Origin of the sequence: Amycolatopsis sp. NPDC059021 (genome assembly GCF_042739895.1) — a bacterium.
Taxonomy (GTDB): domain Bacteria; phylum Actinomycetota; class Actinomycetes; order Mycobacteriales; family Pseudonocardiaceae; genus Amycolatopsis.
The window spans coordinates 18582-35608 of sequence record NZ_JBHYIQ010000016.1; the positions used below are offsets into that span (position 1 = coordinate 18582).

The 17027-nt window shown below is 69.0% G+C and carries 16 protein-coding genes; 11 read left to right on the forward strand and 5 right to left on the reverse strand.

The features are described 5' to 3' along the window. Window positions 1-113: 113 nt before the first annotated feature. Together ACFWX1_RS12250 and ACFWX1_RS12255 are read right to left on the reverse strand one after the other, a co-directional pair. On the reverse strand, window positions 114-1217 hold the full coding sequence (locus tag ACFWX1_RS12250) for a DUF4034 domain-containing protein (RefSeq protein ID WP_378386562.1): 1104 nt from the start codon (window positions 1215-1217) through the stop codon (window positions 114-116). Between the two features lie 10 nt (window positions 1218-1227). Next, window positions 1228-2742: a M48 family metallopeptidase gene (locus ACFWX1_RS12255; RefSeq protein WP_378386564.1), complete on the reverse strand. Its 1515-nt coding sequence runs from the start codon at window positions 2740-2742 to the stop codon at window positions 1228-1230. Window positions 2743-2961: 219 nt separating this feature from the next. On the opposite strand from ACFWX1_RS12255, the gene ACFWX1_RS12260 reads away from it, so the two are divergent. Both ACFWX1_RS12260 and ACFWX1_RS12265 read left to right on the forward strand, forming a co-directional pair. Beyond that, window positions 2962-4152 carry an RtcB family protein gene (locus ACFWX1_RS12260; protein WP_378386566.1) on the forward strand — a complete coding sequence of 397 codons (1191 nt, stop codon included), beginning with the start codon at window positions 2962-2964 and terminating at the stop codon, window positions 4150-4152. Between the two features lie 83 nt (window positions 4153-4235). Further along, window positions 4236-4628, forward strand: a complete 393-nt coding sequence (locus tag ACFWX1_RS12265; protein ID WP_378386568.1) for a hypothetical protein — start codon at window positions 4236-4238, stop codon at window positions 4626-4628. A gap of 19 nt (window positions 4629-4647) precedes the next feature. Here ACFWX1_RS12265 and ACFWX1_RS12270 read toward each other — a convergent pair whose 3' ends face one another. Further along, window positions 4648-5796, reverse strand: a complete 1149-nt coding sequence (locus ACFWX1_RS12270; protein ID WP_378386726.1) for an MFS transporter — start codon at window positions 5794-5796, stop codon at window positions 4648-4650. A 230-nt stretch (window positions 5797-6026) separates the two neighbouring features. On the opposite strand from ACFWX1_RS12270, the gene ACFWX1_RS12275 reads away from it, so the two are divergent. From ACFWX1_RS12275 to ACFWX1_RS12285, 3 genes are all read left to right on the forward strand, one after another. Then, window positions 6027-6476, forward strand: coding sequence for a Fur family transcriptional regulator (locus tag ACFWX1_RS12275; protein ID WP_378386570.1), 450 nt, complete (start codon window positions 6027-6029; stop codon window positions 6474-6476). After that, window positions 6473-7915, forward strand: a complete 1443-nt coding sequence (locus ACFWX1_RS12280) for a catalase (RefSeq protein WP_378386572.1) — start codon at window positions 6473-6475, stop codon at window positions 7913-7915. The genes ACFWX1_RS12275 and ACFWX1_RS12280 overlap by 4 nt, the downstream gene beginning before the upstream one ends. A gap of 435 nt (window positions 7916-8350) precedes the next feature. Then, window positions 8351-8881 carry a hypothetical protein gene (locus ACFWX1_RS12285; protein ID WP_378386574.1) on the forward strand — a complete coding sequence of 177 codons (531 nt, stop codon included), beginning with the start codon at window positions 8351-8353 and terminating at the stop codon, window positions 8879-8881. A 64-nt stretch (window positions 8882-8945) separates the two neighbouring features. Here the strand turns inward: ACFWX1_RS12285 and ACFWX1_RS12290 are convergent, their stop codons facing one another. Next, entirely contained in the window at window positions 8946-9992 is a 1047-nt protein-coding gene (locus ACFWX1_RS12290) for an alpha/beta hydrolase (protein ID WP_378386576.1), read from the reverse strand. A gap of 140 nt (window positions 9993-10132) precedes the next feature. On the opposite strand from ACFWX1_RS12290, the gene ACFWX1_RS12295 reads away from it, so the two are divergent. From ACFWX1_RS12295 to ACFWX1_RS12315, 5 genes are all read left to right on the forward strand, one after another. After that, complete coding sequence (locus ACFWX1_RS12295; protein WP_378386578.1) at window positions 10133-10705, forward strand: NADPH-dependent FMN reductase; 573 nt, start codon at window positions 10133-10135, stop codon at window positions 10703-10705. 140 nt (window positions 10706-10845) lie between these two features. Continuing rightward, entirely contained in the window at window positions 10846-11268 is a 423-nt protein-coding gene (locus ACFWX1_RS12300; protein WP_378386579.1) for an organic hydroperoxide resistance protein, read from the forward strand. A gap of 54 nt (window positions 11269-11322) precedes the next feature. Beyond that, window positions 11323-11799 carry a Dps family protein gene (locus ACFWX1_RS12305; protein WP_378327904.1) on the forward strand — a complete coding sequence of 159 codons (477 nt, stop codon included), beginning with the start codon at window positions 11323-11325 and terminating at the stop codon, window positions 11797-11799. Between the two features lie 62 nt (window positions 11800-11861). Then, window positions 11862-13247 (forward strand): glutamate decarboxylase, encoded by a 1386-nt coding sequence (locus ACFWX1_RS12310; protein ID WP_378386581.1) that lies wholly within the window; start codon window positions 11862-11864, stop codon window positions 13245-13247. Between the two features lie 39 nt (window positions 13248-13286). Next, complete coding sequence (locus tag ACFWX1_RS12315) at window positions 13287-13913, forward strand: TIGR03085 family metal-binding protein (RefSeq protein ID WP_378386583.1); 627 nt, start codon at window positions 13287-13289, stop codon at window positions 13911-13913. Window positions 13914-13986: 73 nt separating this feature from the next. Here ACFWX1_RS12315 and ACFWX1_RS12320 read toward each other — a convergent pair whose 3' ends face one another. After that, window positions 13987-15840 carry a S9 family peptidase gene (locus tag ACFWX1_RS12320; RefSeq protein WP_378386584.1) on the reverse strand — a complete coding sequence of 618 codons (1854 nt, stop codon included), beginning with the start codon at window positions 15838-15840 and terminating at the stop codon, window positions 13987-13989. 39 nt (window positions 15841-15879) lie between these two features. Here ACFWX1_RS12320 and ACFWX1_RS12325 point away from each other — a divergent pair, with 39 nt between their 5' ends. Next, entirely contained in the window at window positions 15880-16650 is a 771-nt protein-coding gene (locus tag ACFWX1_RS12325; protein WP_378386586.1) for a class I SAM-dependent methyltransferase, read from the forward strand. Window positions 16651-17027 lie beyond the last annotated feature (377 nt).

Here is a 17027-nt window from a genome sequence, read left to right on the forward strand (position 1 = left end):
CCGCCACCCCGCCCCCCCCGCCCCCCCGCCCGTCGCGCCCCCCCCCAGACCACCCACCCTCCCCCAACCCCCCCCCCCCCCATACAGCGCGTGAGACGAGGTGAAAGTCCCCTTCAGCGCGGCCGGGAGGCGTGGCGGCAGGCCTGGTAGCGCGTGGTCAGGAACTTCCGCTTCGGCACGGCGTAGTAGGCCCAGACACCGCCGTCGGCGTGCGTCCCGAGCTTCCGGAACTGCTCGACAGCTTCGTTGTGCCGCCCCGCTTCGACCAGCGCGAGCGCGGCGTATGCGCGGTCTTCACGGGCGGAGGGGTGGCGTGCGCCCTCGCCGTCGAGCCACGGCAGCAGCCGGTCCAGCGCGGCGTTGACCTGCTTCGTCTTCCATGCGGGCGCGTCGACGATCGCCGCCTCGTGCGCGGCTGCCAGCGGCATGACGGCCAGTGCGGGCGCCTTCGCGGCGGCCTCTTCCGCGAAGGCGAACATCAGCTCGTGCGAGCCGCCCCATTTCTCACACCAGTACTGCAATGCCTGGGTGTGGCCGCCGTGGTGCAGCGGAGCCCGCGTGATCAGCTCGTTCCACAGTGGACGGAATCGCTCGTGCTCGTACTGCCGCCCTCGCGCGAGGGTGAGCATGGTGCACCACGGCGTCGGGTCCTCGGGCGCCAGCTCGGTTGCTGCCTTGGTCGCTTCTTCGGCCTCTTCCAGCACGCGGAAGAACCCGGCGAACTGCTCGCGGCTGGTCTGGTCGGCGCGGTAACCACCGCGGATCTGCCAGGCCAGCCGGACCAGGCCCTCGGCGTGCACGACGGCGGCGTCCGGGTCGCCCGGCCGCGCCGCCTGCCAGGCCTTGAGCCACGTGTCGTCGTTCGCGGCCGTCTCGCCCAGCAACGAGGCGGCGACGCCGCGGCGGTCCCAGTCGGTGCCGATCTCGGCGAGCAGTTCCGCCGCGGGTGCCCAGTCACCGGAGCGCGCCGCCGTGTCCGCCTCGGCCAGCGCGAGGTCGCTGAAGAACCGGTCCGTGGTGACCTCGTCGTCCGCCGGCAGCCCCCACTTCGTGACGTCGACCGGACGTTCCTTCTTCTCCAGCGGGATGAACTCCGACAGCTCTTCCGGAGTGAGCACGTCCATCAGCTCGTCGGCGCTGACGCCGCGGCGCTTGGCCTCCTTCATCAGCGCGAACACGGCTTTGCGTTGTTTTGGCTTGAACAGCAGGGAAAGCATCGGACTCCGATCAGGCGGGGGTGGTGGCGAGCGGTTGGTAGGAAAGGGAGATCTCGGCCTTTCCGAGCAGCGCGCGCAGCGGTGCGGTGTCGCCCTCGAAGGCGGCGTCGACCGCCGGTTTCACTTCGGTGTCGTAGGGCGGGTCCAGTGCGAGCGTGGCGGGTTCGGACCAGGACAACGTCCACCGGGCGTGCCCGGCGTCGGCCAGCGCGACTTGGACCACTGTGGACAGACGTGGCTTCGCTGAGGTCACGGCGAACTCCCGCTGGGCACGCGGGCCCGCGCCCTCGGCGGGCTTCGACTCCGGGTCGGCCAGCGCGACGAACTGACCGGCATCGACGGCGTCAAGCAGCGTGGTCAGCGTCGCCGGACGGCCCAGTACCCGTGCGGCGCCGGCGAAGATCCCGGCGGCTTCTTCGGTGAGAGCGTGCTGGCAGCTGACGTGGACCAGAGTCGGCCAGTCGACTCGCTGCTTACGCTTGGCTTCGTCGACGAGACCGGCCTGCATGGCCGCGTCCACCACGGCGTCGGCGTCGCGCAAGATCGCCCGCGCGGGCTTTTCGTCGCCAGGGGCCGCGGGGACCGGTGGCATGCCGTCCAGCGCCGCGATCCTGGCCGCCATCGACGGATGCGTATCGTACGGGGATTCCTCGTCGTCCGGGTTGCCGCGGATCTCGTCCAATTCGGACTGTCGCGAGCTGTCGGCAAGCAGAAGCCCGAAGCCGTCCGCGAAATTCCGGGGGAGGTAGCCCGCGCGCCAGCCGATCGTCGCGTAGTTGTTCATGAAGAACCGCCACGCCATGGCCAGCGCGCCGATCTGCCGCAGCGCGCTCGCCGCCGTCGCGGGCCCCGCGATCCGGCCGGAGGCGGCGTCCGCGGCGAGCTCCTGGCGCCGGGTGACCGCACGGGAAACCTTGAAGTACAGCTTCGTGTAGGCGAAGAAGATCCAGCGGACCAGCCGCTGGAACCAGTCGCGCGGGTTCAGCCGGGACAGCGTCCCCCGCATGGTGCGTTCGCCGCGATAGGTGAGTCCGGCGAGCCGGGTGTCCTGGTTGCTGTAGTGGGCCAACTCGTGCGCCAGCACCGCGCGCAGCTCGCCGGTGCTCAGCCCGGCCAGCAGCGGAGCGCCGATGTACAGGTGGCGCCGCACCGCGCGCAGGCCGAGCAGCCGGGTCTCCTCGGCCACGGCGGCGTTGACCGCGGGCACCAGCCGGATGTCGTCCGGCGGCCGGGTGCCGACCTCGTCGGCGAGGGCGCGCACGAGCGCCCACAGTTCCGGCTGCGTTTCCGGCGTCACGAGTACGCCGCTTTCCTCCTCGGCCTTGTGCCGTTCCAGTTCGAACAGACCGCGGATCAACGCGTACCCCGCCGGGACCGTGAGAATGGCGAGTTTCAGCGCGCTGATCGGCGAATGGCGGATCGCGATGATTTCCAGCACCACCAGCCCGGCGACCAGCGCCAGGATGAGCAGCGGAAAACCGGCGAGCAGGCAGACGGCGAGCAGCGCGCGCAGCGAAACCCTCATGACCTGGTGAAACCCTCCCCCTGGGCGTGCCTTCGCAGGCACGGAGACCGTATTCTGCCGCAGTCGCGGCGTCAGCTCATCTCTTTTCGGCCGCGAAACGTTACAGTTCCCGTCAAGTCCTCAGTAGACAGTCCTAAGGAGAATTCCGGGTAAACCGTTTGCCGCGCGCGGATGGCCCGTGGATGCTGGGAACACTGACGTACCAGGAAAGGAATGGACATGTACACCGCGGTCGAAGGCGCACGCGTGCCGATCCGGATGTGGGCGGACCCCGCCTCCGTCGAGGATCAGGCGATGCGCCAGCTGCACAACGTCGCCAACCTGCCGTGGGTGCACGGCGTCGCGGTCATGCCCGACGTGCACTACGGCAAAGGGGCCACCGTGGGCAGCGTGATCGCGATGCGCGACGCGGTGTCCCCGGCGGCGGTCGGCGTCGACATCGGCTGCGGGATGAGCGCTGTCCGCACCTCGCTCACCGCCGCCGACCTGCCCGACGACCTCGGCAAGCTGCGCCGCCGGATCGAATCGGCGGTGCCGGTCGGGTTCGGCCTGCACAAGACGCCGGTCAACACGGCGAAGGTGCACGGTGTCGGTGGCTGGGACACGTTCTGGAAGGCGTTCGGTGACCTGCATCCCGGGGTCCAGGAACTGCGTCAGCGGGCGCATCTGCAGGTCGGCAGCCTCGGCGGCGGCAACCACTTCATCGAGGTCTGCCTCGAGCAGGGCGGTGCCGACGAAGGCCGTGTGTGGCTGATGCTGCACTCGGGTTCGCGGCACATCGGCAAGGAACTGGCCGAGCGGCACATGGCCGTGGCGCGCAAGCTCCCGCACAACGCCGATCTGCCGGACCCGGACCTCGCCGTGTTCGTCGCGGACACCCCGGAGATGGCGGCCTACCGCCGCGACCTGTTCTGGGCGCAGGACTACGCCGCGCGCAACCGGGCGACGATGGTCGCGCTGGTGAAGCTGGCGCTCGCCGAGGAGGTACCGGGTACGACCTTCGACGACGCCATCTCGTGTCACCACAATTACGTCGCCGAGGAGACCTACGACGGCGTCGACCTCCTGGTGACCCGCAAGGGCGCGATCCGCGCGGGTTCGGGCGACCTCGGGATCATCCCGGGCAGCATGGGCACCGGCTCGTACATCGTGCGCGGGCTCGGCAACACGTCGTCCTTCGAGTCCGCGTCGCACGGCGCGGGCCGCCGGATGTCGCGCAACAAGGCGAAGAAGACGTTCACCGCCGCCGACCTCGCGGCTCAGACGGCCGGCGTCGAGTGCCGCAAGGACTCGGGTGTGGTGGACGAGATTCCCGCCGCGTACAAGGACATCGACTCGGTGATCAAGGCGCAGACCGACCTCGTGGAGGTCGTCGCCCACCTCAAGCAGGTGATCTGCGTCAAGGGCTGAGCTTGCTCGTCCGTGAAGGCCTCCTTCACAGCGCTCAACGCTGTGAAGGAGGCCTTCACGGCTTTTGTCGGTAGCCTGGGTGGATGAAGAGGTGGGGAATCGGCGCGGCGCTCGTCGCGGCCGCGGTGCTGCTGGCCGGCTGCGACCAGGTGAACTCGGCGGCCGATCAGGTCGATTCCGCCGCCGGTTCGGCGGGCCGGACGGTGGACAAGGTCAAGGCGTGCGGTGAGGCGCTCGGGCTCGCGGACCTCAATCCGGATCCGGCGAAGCTCAAGGAACGGGCGCTGGACAAGGAACGCCGCCTGCGTGAGCTGGCGGGCAACGTCCAGCAGCAGGACGTCAAGAACGCCCTGACCGGGATGGCCGACTCCTACCTCCAGGTGCAGAAGGAACGCATCGAGGACGCCGGGGTCGTCGCCGCGTGGACGAAACGCAACCTCGAACGCCTCGACGCGCTCCGCAAGGTCTGCGCCTAGCCGAGCGGGCGAGCGGGCGTCAGGCGGACGTCGCCATCACGGGGACGCGGTCGGCGGCGCGTTTCCGGTGCCACAGCAGGCCGATCGCCGCGATCATCAGTGCGCCGACGCCCGAGGCGGCGAAGCCCCAGGCAGGGCTGGAGTGGTCGATCGCGAAGCCGACGACAGGGCTGCCGATGGCGAGGCCGAGCCGGGTCGACGCGTCCTGCAGGCCCATCGCTTCGCCGCGCACACGGGCCGGGGCCAGCCTGCCCATGGTCTCGGTGGTGGCCGCGAGCGTCGGCGCGCACAGGACGTTCGTCGGGATGAGCACGAGCGCGAGCAGCCACCACGGCTGATCGGCGAGCCCGACCGGGATCACCAGGACGGCCAGCAGGAACATCAGCGCGGCCTGCGGCAGCGACCGTTTCACCGCGCCGTGGATGACGCCGCCGACCAGCGACGCCACGCACATGACCACGATCACCAGGCCGGTCCACGACGTCTCGCCGGTGGCCCGCAACGCCGCCAGCGTGGCGACTTCGGTGCCGACAAGGCAGAACAACGCGCCGGCGGCGACGAACAGCGTGCCGACCATCTGCCCGGAAAGCCATTCACGCAGCGGTGGCCGCGAGCCCGCCAGTTCCGGAAGCTGCTCGTCCTCGTTGCGAATCGGCGGGTTCGTGACCCACAGCAGGAGCGCGGTCGCGCCGAAGAGGACGCCGATGCCGCTGAGCGTCAGCGTCGCGGGGAAGCGGGTGATCGCCGCGATGCCCGCCGCCGGGCCGATCATGAACGAGGCCTCGACCAGGATCGTGTCCAGCGAGTACGCCGAACGCCGTTGTGTCATCGGTACCAGTGCCGTGAGTACCTGCCGCGCGAGCGAGCCCGCGGGCACCGCGAGCAGACCGGCCGGGAACGCGACCAGCACCAGCGCGGTGAACGACAGGTGCGGCGCGGCGAACCAGAACGCCGTCGAGCTGACCCCGCAGACCGCGACGATCGGGCGCAGCCCGAAGCGGTCGATGAGCCTGCCGATCAGCGGGGCGCCGAGCGCGGAGCCCAGCGTCGTCGCCGCGCCGACGAGCCCGGCAGCGCCGTAACCGCGGCCGAGCACGCTCACCACGTACATCGTCAGGGTGACGCCCATCATCGTCATCGGCAGCCGCGCGAAGAACATCAGCACCATCGAGGACGGGACTCGGGGGATGGCCAGAACCTGGCGATAGGGCTTCAGCGGCACGCAATCGATGAGAACCCAAGATGGTACGACCGTGCAAATTCTTTATGCTGCTGTGGCGAGGATCATGATCGCGGACACGCCCGGTGCGCGCGACACGCCTCGCTGACCTGCGAAATCACCCGACCCGGCGGCTTTTCTTGACTGATTCCAGAAAGCGCGGCAAGCTGGCGAGTGTCATGCCACACCAGGAAAGCCCCGTACGGCGGCAACTCCGATCGGCCGGTCTGCGGATCACCGCGCCGAGGGTCGCCGTGCTCGAATGGCTCGCCGGACATCCGCACGCGACGGCCGACCAGGTCGCCGCGGGGGTGCGCGACGTGCTGGGTTCGGTGTCCACGCAGGCCGTCTACGACGTGCTCGGCGCGTGTGCCGGTGCCCACCTGGTGCGGCGGATCGAACCGGCGGGACATCCGGCCCGGTTCGAAACGAGAACCGGGGACAACCACCACCACGTCGTGTGCCGTGCCTGCGGGCGCACGGAGGACGTCGATTGCGTGCACGGCTCGGCGCCCTGTCTGGAGCCCTCCGCCGCGGACGGCTTCCGGATCGACGAGGCGGAGGTCGTCTTCTGGGGACTCTGCCCGGACTGCATTCCATCCCACCCGAACGAGGAGGTATCGGCGTGACGAAGCCGACCACCAACAACGTCGGCATCCCGGTCGCGAGCGACAACGACTCGCTGACGCTGGGCGCCAACGGCCCGATCCTGTTGCAGGACCACTACCTCATCGAGAAGAACGCGCAGTTCAACCGCGAACGTGTGCCGGAGCGAGTGGTGCACGCCAAGGGCGGTGGCGCGTTCGGCTTTCTCGAGGTGACCGAGGACGTCAGCCAGTACACGAAGGCCGCGCTGTTCCAGCCGGGCGTCCGCACCGAGAGCCTCGTGCGTTTTTCGACGGTGGCCGGGGAGAACGGCTCGCCCGACACCTGGCGCGACCCGCGCGGTTTCGCGGTGAAGTTCTACACCACCGAGGGCAACTACGACATCGTCGGCAACAACACGCCGGTGTTCTTCATCCGCGACCCGATCAAGTTCCCCGACTTCATCCACTCGCAGAAGCGCCGCGCCGACAACCACCTGCGCGACCACGACATCCAGTGGGACTTCTGGACGCTGCGTCCCGAGTCGGCGCACCAGGTCACCTGGCTGATGGGCGACCGCGGCATCCCGTCCAGCTGGCGCGAGATGAACGGCTACTCCTCGCACACCTATCTGTGGGAGAACGCCGGCGGCGAGAAGTTCTGGGTGAAGTACCACTTCAAGACCGACCAGGGCATCGGCTACCTGACCCAGGCCGACGCCGACCGCCTCGCGGGCGAGGACGCCGACCACCACATCCGCGACCTGTTCAAGAACATCGAGAAGGGCAATCACCCGAGCTGGACCCTGTATGTCCAGGTCATGCCCTACGCGGACGCGGCGGACTACCGGTTCAACCCGTTCGACCTGACCAAGGTGTGGCCGCACAGCGACTACCCGCTGATCAAGGTCGGCCGCTGGGTACTCGACCGCAACCCGTCGAACTACTTCGCCGAGATCGAGCAGGCCTCGTTCGAGCCGTCGAACCTGGTGCCGGGCATCGGCCCGTCCCCGGACAAGATGCTGCAGGGCAGGCTGTTCGCCTACGCGGACGCGCACCGCTACCGCATCGGCACCAACTACACCCAGCTGCCGGTCAACGCGCCGAAGGCGCCGGTGAACAGCTACTCGCGCGACGGTGCGATGCGCTACAACAACCCGGGCGACCCGGTGTACGCGCCGAACTCCTTCGGCGGCCCGCACGCCGACCCCGCGCTGGCGTCGGAGACGGCGTCGAACTACGGCGTCGAGGACGAGGTCATCCGTTCCGCGTACAAGCTGCACGCGGAGGACGACGACTTCGGCCAGGCGGGCACCCTGGTGCGTCAGGTGATGGACGACGCGCAGCGCGAGCGGCTGGCGAACAACATCATCGGGCACGCCTCGAACGAGGTTTCCGCGCCGGTCCTGGAACGCGTCTTCGAATACTGGCGCAACGTGGACAAGAACCTCGGTGACAAGGTCGCCGCGGCGTTCGGCAAGTAATACGCGAAGACAATTCCACATTGTTGCTCCCACCACGGAGTGAGCGGCCCGGCACGCGCGGCGTGCCGGGCCGTCGTGCTTCGGGGCACCTACACGGTGGGGCGAGGCGAGGGTGGGGGACGCCCCCATCCGGAGCAGTCGCGACACGCGGTCCGACGGAGTGATGAAGATAAACGATCACGCAATAGACCGATGTGGGTTACCTTCGTGTTCTATCGTGGCCGGCGGTCACGCATAGTCAGATTCCTGAGCGGTCAAGATGATCATCAGGGTTAAGGGCAAGCTCACGACGTTAATCAATTGCGGGAAATTTCGCGGCCATTGAATTCGGCACGTAAGGGTTAGAAATGGGCTCTAACCGGTGATCGGGTGGTGGATCTCCGATACGGCGGGTATCGATTTACCCGTCAGGTCTCCCGAGGCCAGGAGGTACGAATGAAAGGCAAGTTCGTCCGATCCATCGCGGTGCTCGCAGCGGGCACCATGCTGGCGGTCGGTACGGCACACATGGCCGCCGCGGCTCCCGCGGGCGGGCACGGCACATCGAGCACTCAGGCGGTGGCCGCCCGGGTTCTGCAGCTGCGTGACGACCTGACCAAGGTGGCCTACGCGGGCGATGTCAACGCCACGAAGAGCAGGCTCGACGAGCTCAATCCGGTGCTCTCCGAGCTCGCGACCGGAAAGCGCTACCAGATCCAGGCGGAGGCGCAGGACACCGCGGGCAAGGCGGAGCTGTACGGCACCGAGACCAAACGGCTGCTGAACGACCCCAAGGCGACGCCGCGTCAGCTGCCGCCGGTACCGGCGATCCCGCCCATCAAGATCCCGGATCTGCCCGGGCCGTTGAAGATCGTCAGCGATCTGCTGAACGCCCTGCTCAACCTGGTCACCGGCCTGCTCGCCAGCCTGGTGGGCGGCGGCGTGCCGTCGCTCCCGGTGCCGGTGCCGCCGGTGCCCAAGCCGTAACGGCAACCCACGAACGGGGGCTGGAATCCGGTGCGGACATTCCTCCGCACCGGATTCCGGCGTTTTACCTGCTGAGGCCGGTGCGCAGCGCGCCCGCCATTTCGGCGACCGCCTCGGTGAACCGCGAGCCGACGCCGGTGAAGTTGAGGAAGCCGTGGATGAGGTCCGGCTGCCGGCTCAACGCGACGGGCACCCCGGCCTCCCGCATCTTCTGCGCGTACGTCTCGCCCTCGTCGCGCAACGGATCGAAGCCCGCGGTCACGACGTAGGCGGGTGGCAGCCCGGAGAGATCCTTCGCGTGCAACGGGGAGAGCCGCGGATCGGTCAGGTCCGTGCCCCGGGGGACGTAGTGGCCCTCGAACCAGTTCATGTGCGCGTCGGTGAGGAAGAAGCCGTCGGCGAACAGCTCCCGCGAGCGGTAGCGCTTGGTGAAGTCCGTGGCCGGGTAGATCAGCAGCTGGAACACCGGGGCGGGCCCGCCCTTCGCGACCGTCTGCTGTGCGGTGACGGCCGCGAGGTTGCCGCCCGCGCTGTCCCCGCCGACCGCGATGCGGTCCGGGTCGGCGCCGAGGTCGCTCGCCTTGGCGTGCGCGTATTCGAACGCGGCGACGGCGTCCTCGGCCGCCGCCGGGAACGGATGCTCGGGAGCCAGCCGGTATTCGATCGACAGGACGCGGACGCCGGCGTGTTTCGCGAGGTAGCGGGCGGCGTTGTCGTGCGACGTGCGGTTGCCGACCACCCAGCCGCCGCCGTGGAAGAAGACCAGCAGACCGGACGGCTCGGGCAGCCCGGCCGGGGTGTAGAGCGTGGCGGGGAGGTCCCCGTCCGGAGTCGGGATCTGGACTTCGCGCGCCGCGACGGGCTCGATCGGCCTGCCGCTCACCAGGTGCCTGCCCAGCTCGAGCAGTGCGCGCGATTGCTCGACCGAACCACGGACCAGCTCGGCGCCGGTCAGCTTCTGCAGCCGGAGCAGCAACTGGGCGTCCAGCGCGAGTTCCTGGCCGTCTCGCCGGATGGGACGCCCGGCGAGCACGCGCCTGACCGGCCGTGGCAGCCAGTACAGCAGCTGAGCGGACGCGGCTTGGGCACGGACCAGGAGCGGGATCGCCATTGTTCCTCCTCGGACGCCGTCGAACGATCCCTGACGTTACTGCTCAGTAGGTAACAGGTCCAGCAAGGATCGAGATGTGACCCACGACTCCGTCCCAGATCCTGGTCCTCCAGTTAAGTGGAGGGGTTAGCCTCGGAAGGGTGACTTCAGCCAAGACGGTCAATGTGCTCGGGATCGGTGGTTCGCTGCGAGCGGGCTCGCAATCCGAACGCGCGCTGCGTATCGCGCTCGACGGCGCGGCCGAACTCGGCGTCCGCACCGAGCTGATCCCCGGCCCGGAGCTTGTGCTGCCGTTCTACGACCCCGCGGCACGGGACCGGGACGAGCGGGCCGTGCGCCTGATCGACGCCATCCGCCGCGCGGACGGCATCATCGTCGTCTCGCCCGGGTATCACGGCGCGCTGTCCGGGCTGGTCAAGAACGCCTTGGACTACGTCGAAGACCTGCGCGAGGACGTCCGGCCCTACCTCGACGGCCGCGCCGTCGGCCTCGCCGCGGTCGCCTACGGCTGGCAGGCCGCGGTCACCACACTCGAGCAGCTCCGCACGATCACGCACGCCCTGCGCGGCTGGACGACGCCGCTCGGCGGGTCGATCAACTCGGCGGAAACGAAGTTCGACGAGGGCGGCGGCGCCTCCGACGAGAAGAGCCTGCGCACGCTGCGCCTCATCGGCCGTCAGGTCGCGGAGTTCGCCATCACTCGCGCGGGTTGACCCACGTTTCTTCGCCCACCTTCCGGGTATTCCCTCAAGTGACGCCTGCCATGACCGGCAATGTTTCCGTACTTTCGAAACGTTGTTACTCATTGCAGGCGCTCGACGGTGAGTGCTCCGACAAGGAGGTAGGCGAAGGCATGGCTGAGGCTCTTTACACCGCTGTCGCGACGGCTCGCGGCGACGGCCGCAACGGCGAGGTCACCTCGTCCGACGGCGTCATCGACGAGTCGCTGGCGATTCCCCAGGAGATGGGCGGGCCCGGCGGTGACAAGACCAACCCCGAGCAGCTTTTCGCCGCAGGCTATTCGGCGTGCTTCCACAGCGCGCTGCAGCTGGTCGCTCGCCAGACGAAGGTCCAGCTGTCCGATTCCACGGTGACCGCCGAAGTCAGCGTGCTCAAGAAGGACGTGGGCTTCGGGCTCGCGGTCGCGCTGAAGGCGTCGCTGCCCGGCCTGGAGCAGGGGCAGGCCGACGAGCTGGTCGCGCAGGCACACCAGGTGTGCCCGTATTCCAACGCAACGCGGGGAAACATCGAGGTCGCGCTCTCCGCGACCGTCTGATCCGGCTTACGACTGCCAGGTCGGCCGGAACCGGCTGAAAGGAACGAGAACACCATGTCCACTTCTCCGATCAAGAGCCCGCTCGCCGAGGCCGACAAGGAGATCACCGGGAACGTCCTGCAGGCGACCCTGGTGGATCTGGTCGACTTGTCGCTGATCGCCAAGCAGGCGCACTGGAACGTCGTCGGCGCCAACTTCCGCAGCGTGCACCTCCAGCTCGACGAGCTGGTCGACACCGCGCGCACCTACGTGGACGAGGTCGCCGAGCGCGCCAACGCCATCGGCGTCTCGCCGAACGGCAAGGCCCGCACGGTCGTCGAGAGCTCCGGCGCGCCCGAGTACCCGGACAACTGGCAGTCCGTGGAATCGACGGTCGCCGCGATCGTCGACATCCTCGCGAAGCTGATCGAGCGGCTGCGGGCCCGTATCGACGAGACCGACAAGAGCGACCTGGTCACCCAGGACCTGCTCATCGAGATCACCCAGGCGCTGGAGAAGGCGCACTGGATGTGGCAGGCCCAGCAGGCCTGACCCCGCCCCTGCCGGGTGGCGCGGGGGTGCCCTGGACGCCGGACAGCGCTACCGTGCGAATCATGGTGCTGCATCAGGGAAAACCAGCCCACCCGGCACGTCGTGGGGGGACGAACCCGCTCTACGGCGGGGCGAATCCGGCAGAAGCGGCGCAGCTGGTCCCGCCGCGCGACAAACTCGGCGACGACCCGCTCGCACCGGACACCGCCTATCAGCTCGTCCGTGACGAGCTGATGCTCGACGGCAACGCCCGGCTCAATCTCGCCACGTTCGTGACGACGTGGATGGAGCCGCAGGCACGGGTGCTGATGGCCGAATGCGTCGACAAGAACATGATCGACAAGGACGAGTACCCGCAGACGGCCGAGCTGGAACGCCGCTGTGTCAACATCCTCGCGGACCTGTGGCACGTGCCCGACGTGACCGACGTCATCGGCTGTTCCACCACCGGCTCGTCGGAAGCCTGCATGCTCGCCGGGATGGCGCTCAAGCGCCGGTGGTCGAAGCTGGGCCGCACCGGGCGGCCGAACCTGGTGATGGGCGTGAACGTCCAGGTGTGCTGGGAGAAGTTCTGCGAGTACTGGGAGGTCGAGCCGCGGCTGGTGCCGATGGACGGCGACCGGTACCACCTGTCCGCCGAGGAGGCGGTGGCCCGCTGCGACGAGAACACCATCGGCGTCGTCGCGATCCTCGGGTCCACTTTCGACGGTAGCTACGAGCCGGTCGCCGAGATCACCGCGGCGCTCGACGAACTCGCCGCGCGCACCGGCTGGGACATCCCCGTGCACGTCGACGGTGCCTCCGGCGCGATGATCGCGCCGTTCCTCGACCCGGACCTGGTGTGGGACTTCCGGCTGCCGCGCGTCGCCTCGATCAACACCTCCGGCCACAAGTACGGCCTCGTCTACCCCGGCGTCGGCTGGGTGGTCTGGCGGAACAAGGCGGCGCTGCCCTCGGAACTGGTGTTCAACGTGAACTACCTCGGTGGCGACATGCCGACCTTCGCGCTGAACTTCTCCCGTCCCGGCGCCGAAGTCGCCGCGCAGTACTACACCTTCGTCCGCCTCGGCCGCGAAGGATTCCGTGCCGTGCAACAGGCGTCGCGTGACGTCGCGACGTACCTCGCGGAGGGCATCGAAGCGCTCGGGCAGTTCGAGCTGTTGACCCGCGGTGATCAGCTTCCGGTCTTCGCCTTCACCACGAAGAAGTCGGTGACCGCGTTCGACGTCTTCGACGTTTCGCGGCGGCTACGCGAACGCGGCTGGCTCGTGCCCGCGTACACGTTCCCGGAGAACCGGACCGATCTTGCCGTGCTGCGGATCGTGGTGCGCAACGGCTTCACCCACGACCTCGCGGACCTGCTGCTGGCCGACCTGACTCGCGTCCTCCCGGAACTGGAAGCGCAGAGCGGTCCGTCGAAGAACCAGGTTTCGAGCTTCCACCACTAGCTGTGGCTGTCCGTGCTACCGGCGGGTAATGTCGGGCCCATGGGTGTTGCGGCGGAGGAACGTCAGGCGTTGTGCACGCTGTTCGAGCAGGTCGGGCCAGACGCCCCGACGCTGTGCGAGGGCTGGGCGGCGCGCGATCTCGCGGCGCATCTGCTCGTCCGCGAGCACCGGCCGGACGCCGCGCCCGGCATCCTGATCCCGGCGCTCGCCAAGCACACCCAGCGCGTCCAGGACTCGTACGCCGCGCGTCCGTGGAGTGAGCTGGTCCAGAAGATCCGCCAGGGCCCGGCCTGGTACTGGCCGACCTCGTTCGGTTCGCTGGACGAGGCGGCCAACACCGCCGAATTCCTGGTGCACCACGAGGACGTCCGCCGCGCCCAGCCGGACTGGGAACCGCGCGAACCGGACGCCCGCCGGGACGCGGCGGCGTGGCGCTCGGCGCGGCAGATCGCCAAGGTGAACCTGCGCAAATCGCCGGTCGGCGTCACGCTGCGCACCCCGGACGGCCAGGAGGCGGCGGTCAAGACCGGCCCGGACGTCGTGACCGTGATCGGTGCGCCGGTGGACCTGCTGCTGTTCTGCTTCGGCCGGGACGCGGTGCGTGTGTCGTTCGAGGGCCCCGAAACCGCCGTCGGACGGCTCAAGACGCTGAGCCGCGGCTTCTGACGTTCAATGCTCCGAAGGCCACCTTGAGGGCGTTCAAGTCCCTGAAGGTGGCCTTCGGAGCACGTGCCGGACGTCAGCGGAGGCCGAGTGCGCGCAGGGCGAAGTGCACCTCGATCGACGTCTGCTTGATGGTTTCCGCGATCACCAGCGAGCCGTGCCCGGCGTCGTAGCGGTAGAACTCGTAGGGCGCGTCCCTGGCGCTGAGCCGGTCGAGGTAGTTCTCGACCTGCCGGATCGGGCAGCGCGGGTCGTTGTCGCCGGCGAGCACCAGCAACGGCGCGGCGACCGCGTCGACGTAGGTGATCGGCGAACATTCGCCGTAGAGCGCCGGAACGTCCTCGGGCGAGCCGCCGAACAGCGCCCGGTCGAACGAGCGCAGCTGCTCCATTTCGTCCTCGTAGGCCGCGATGTAGTCGGCGACCGGCACCCCGGCGATCCCCGCCGCCCACCGCGCGGGCTGGGTGCCGAGTGCCAGCAGGCTGAGGTAACCGCCCCAGGAGGCCCCGTTCACGACGCACTTCGCCGGGTCGGCGAGTCCACTTTGGACGGCCCAGTCGTGGACGGCGGCGACGTCTTCCAGCTCGGTCAGCCCAGGCCGTCCTTCGATCGCGTCGCGCCAGGCCGAGCCGTAGCCGGTTGAGCCCCGGTAGTTCACCTCGACCACGGCGAAACCGGCGTCGAGCCACGTCGCGCGGTACGCCGAGAAGCGGTCTTCGTCGGCCGAGTGCGGGCCGCCGTGCAGCGAGAACACCGTCGGGAGCGGGCCGTCCGGGGCGTCGGACGGCCGCGAAACCAGCGCGTGGATCTGGCCGCCGATTCCTTCGACGAACGCGTCGGTGACCGGCGCCGAGCCGGGCGGCCGCTCGCCGGGAGGTTCGAGGAGTACGGCGTCGGTGCCGTCGGGCTTCCTGGCACGTACGGCTGTCGGCTCCGCGGCGCTCGACCACGAGTACTCGACAGTGCCGTCCGGACGCGCGCCCGCGCCGCCGATCCGGCCGGCCGGGGTGTCCAAAGAGGACAATTCGGTGGTTTCGAGGTCGTAGCGGTACAGCGAGCTGCGGCCCTGGTGGAAGTGGACGACGAGCAGCGCTCGCGCGTCGGGGTACCAGTCCGCGACGACCTCGCCCGGCAGGCCGAGGTCGATTTCGGTCTCGGTGTCCGCGCGCACGTCCCAGACCAGCAGCTCCTCGCGGCCGCGGCGTTCGTGCAGGACGAGCAGGCGCGAGTCGCCCGCGACGGGCGAGAACTCCAGTGCGGACAGCCCCTTGCCCTCGCCGTCCCATTTCTCGGCGACGGCGGTGAACCCGTCGGTGGCGAGCACCCGCAGCGCCGGGTGCCGGGAGTCGCCGTGTTCGGAATGGGAGATGGCGATCAGTGTCTCGTCGCGGGACAGCGACGCGATCCCGGCGTCGTCGGCATGGCTGTAGAAGCGCCGCGTCTCGCCGTCGATCCGCGCGAACAGCTCGCTGCCGTCGTCGGTCGAGACGCCGACCGCGGTGACGCGCGAGCCGATCTCCAGCCCGGCGGGGTAGCCGTCGTGGACGTCCGGGACGGCCTTCTCGGGCTTCTCCGGGGCGGCGCCGTCGGCGAACGGCTGGCGGACCCACGAGCCGAACTCGTCGCCGTCGGTGTCGTCGAACCACCAGATCCAGCGGCCGTCGGGCGAGGGCGTGGCGTGCAGGGTGCCGTTGGGCCGGTCGGTGACGCGGCGGTGGGTGTCCGTCGCGCGATCCCAGGCGTACACCTCCCAGACGCCGCTGGCGTTGGAGACGTAGACGTTGGCGTCGGGGGCGTCGCGGGCCCACTCGGGGACGGAGATGCGGGGTGCGTGGAAGCGTGCCCGCCAGCGGGTCTCGGCCGCGGCGTCGTCGAAGAGCCGGTCCGGGACCAGCGCGGACGGGTACTGCTTGGCTGACTGCGTGCTCACCCCTCGATCCTGCCACCTCGTGGCCGTACTGTGTGCGGCGTGCCAGAGGGTTACGCGCCGGGGTTCGGCGAAGACGCCATGTCCATGATGGCTGCCAGGACCGCCGCCGAACGCGCCGCCTTCGCGCTGCCGCTCTTCGCCCCGGACACCCACGTCCTCGACCTCGGCTGCGGCCCCGGCACCATCACCGTCGACCTGGCCCCCACCGCCCACGTCACCGGCATCGACACCAACCCCGAGCAGCTAGCCAGAGCGCGAGCGAAGGCCGAAAAGACAAGAAGGTCCACAGTGGACTTCCTGGCCGCGTCGGTCTACGCCCTACCCTTCGAAACGTCCACAATAGACGCCGCCTTCAGCCACGCCCTCTTCGAACACCTGAAAGATCCCCAAGCAGCCTTGGCGGAACTCAGAAGAGTCCTCCGCCCAGGCGCCACCCTGGCCATCTCCACCTCAGACTGGAGCAAAGCCAAACTCCGCCCAAGAACCGCCAACGTAGAAGCCGCCCTCCGCGGCCACTACCTCCTACGCCGCCAAGCAGGCGGCAACCCTTTCGCGGGACGCACCATCGCCACCGAAGTCGCCACCGCAGGCTTCACCAACATCACCACAAGAACCCGCCACCGCGAAGACATGACCTACCGAGAACTGGCCGCCTACATAGAATCCAGACTGGCCACCGCTCTCAACAACCCAGCCCCCCTCCCACACCGAGACCAGCTAGCCTCCGCCGCCCGCTCCGCCCAAACCTGGCTCCACTCCAGCGACGGCTCCTTCACCCAATCCTGGACCGAACTAACCGCCACCCGCTAACCACCCACGCTCACGCCCCCACGGTGACCAACCACGCTCACGTCCCCCACCACGGGGGCAAGGGGCGAAGCCCCAATCCACCCCCACAACGACCTCTCGCGTGCTCAATCGACGATCTCACGTGATTGAACAGCGACCTCACGTGATTAAGCGGAGATCTCACGTGATCAGACGCGACACACAACGCACGGCGACAAAACAGTGGAACGCAACCACGCGCCGGGGGTCCAGGGGGGCGGAGCCCTCCCTGGCGGGGGTCTGGGGGTTCGACCCCCAGGAGACACACGAGTAAGGCCCCCGGGGTGTGGGGGGTGCGGCAAACGCGGGGCCCCCAGATAAAAATAGGGGGGGGGGGGGGTTTTGAAAACGACCAACAC

Excerpts from the sequence above, each read along its gene's own strand:
- ACFWX1_RS12285 (WP_378386574.1), top strand. The coding sequence starts at position 8,351 with ATGAAAGGCAAGTTCGTCCGATCCATCGCGGTGCTCGCAGCGGGCACC.
- ACFWX1_RS12300 (WP_378386579.1), top strand. The coding sequence starts at position 10,846 with ATGGCTGAGGCTCTTTACACCGCTGTCGCGACGGCTCGCGGCGACGGC.
- ACFWX1_RS12260 (WP_378386566.1), top strand. The coding sequence starts at position 2,962 with ATGTACACCGCGGTCGAAGGCGCACGCGTGCCGATCCGGATGTGGGCG.
- ACFWX1_RS12270 (WP_378386726.1), bottom strand. The coding sequence starts at position 5,796 with ATGGTGCTGATGTTCTTCGCGCGGCTGCCGATGACGATGATGGGCGTC.
- ACFWX1_RS12275 (WP_378386570.1), top strand. The coding sequence starts at position 6,027 with ATGCCACACCAGGAAAGCCCCGTACGGCGGCAACTCCGATCGGCCGGT.
- ACFWX1_RS12315 (WP_378386583.1), top strand. The coding sequence starts at position 13,287 with ATGGGTGTTGCGGCGGAGGAACGTCAGGCGTTGTGCACGCTGTTCGAG.
- ACFWX1_RS12255 (WP_378386564.1), bottom strand. The coding sequence starts at position 2,742 with ATGAGGGTTTCGCTGCGCGCGCTGCTCGCCGTCTGCCTGCTCGCCGGT.
- ACFWX1_RS12305 (WP_378327904.1), top strand. The coding sequence starts at position 11,323 with ATGTCCACTTCTCCGATCAAGAGCCCGCTCGCCGAGGCCGACAAGGAG.
- ACFWX1_RS12250 (WP_378386562.1), bottom strand. The coding sequence starts at position 1,217 with ATGCTTTCCCTGCTGTTCAAGCCAAAACAACGCAAAGCCGTGTTCGCG.
- ACFWX1_RS12290 (WP_378386576.1), bottom strand. The coding sequence starts at position 9,992 with ATGGCGATCCCGCTCCTGGTCCGTGCCCAAGCCGCGTCCGCTCAGCTG.
- ACFWX1_RS12265 (WP_378386568.1), top strand. The coding sequence starts at position 4,236 with ATGAAGAGGTGGGGAATCGGCGCGGCGCTCGTCGCGGCCGCGGTGCTG.
- ACFWX1_RS12310 (WP_378386581.1), top strand. The coding sequence starts at position 11,862 with ATGGTGCTGCATCAGGGAAAACCAGCCCACCCGGCACGTCGTGGGGGG.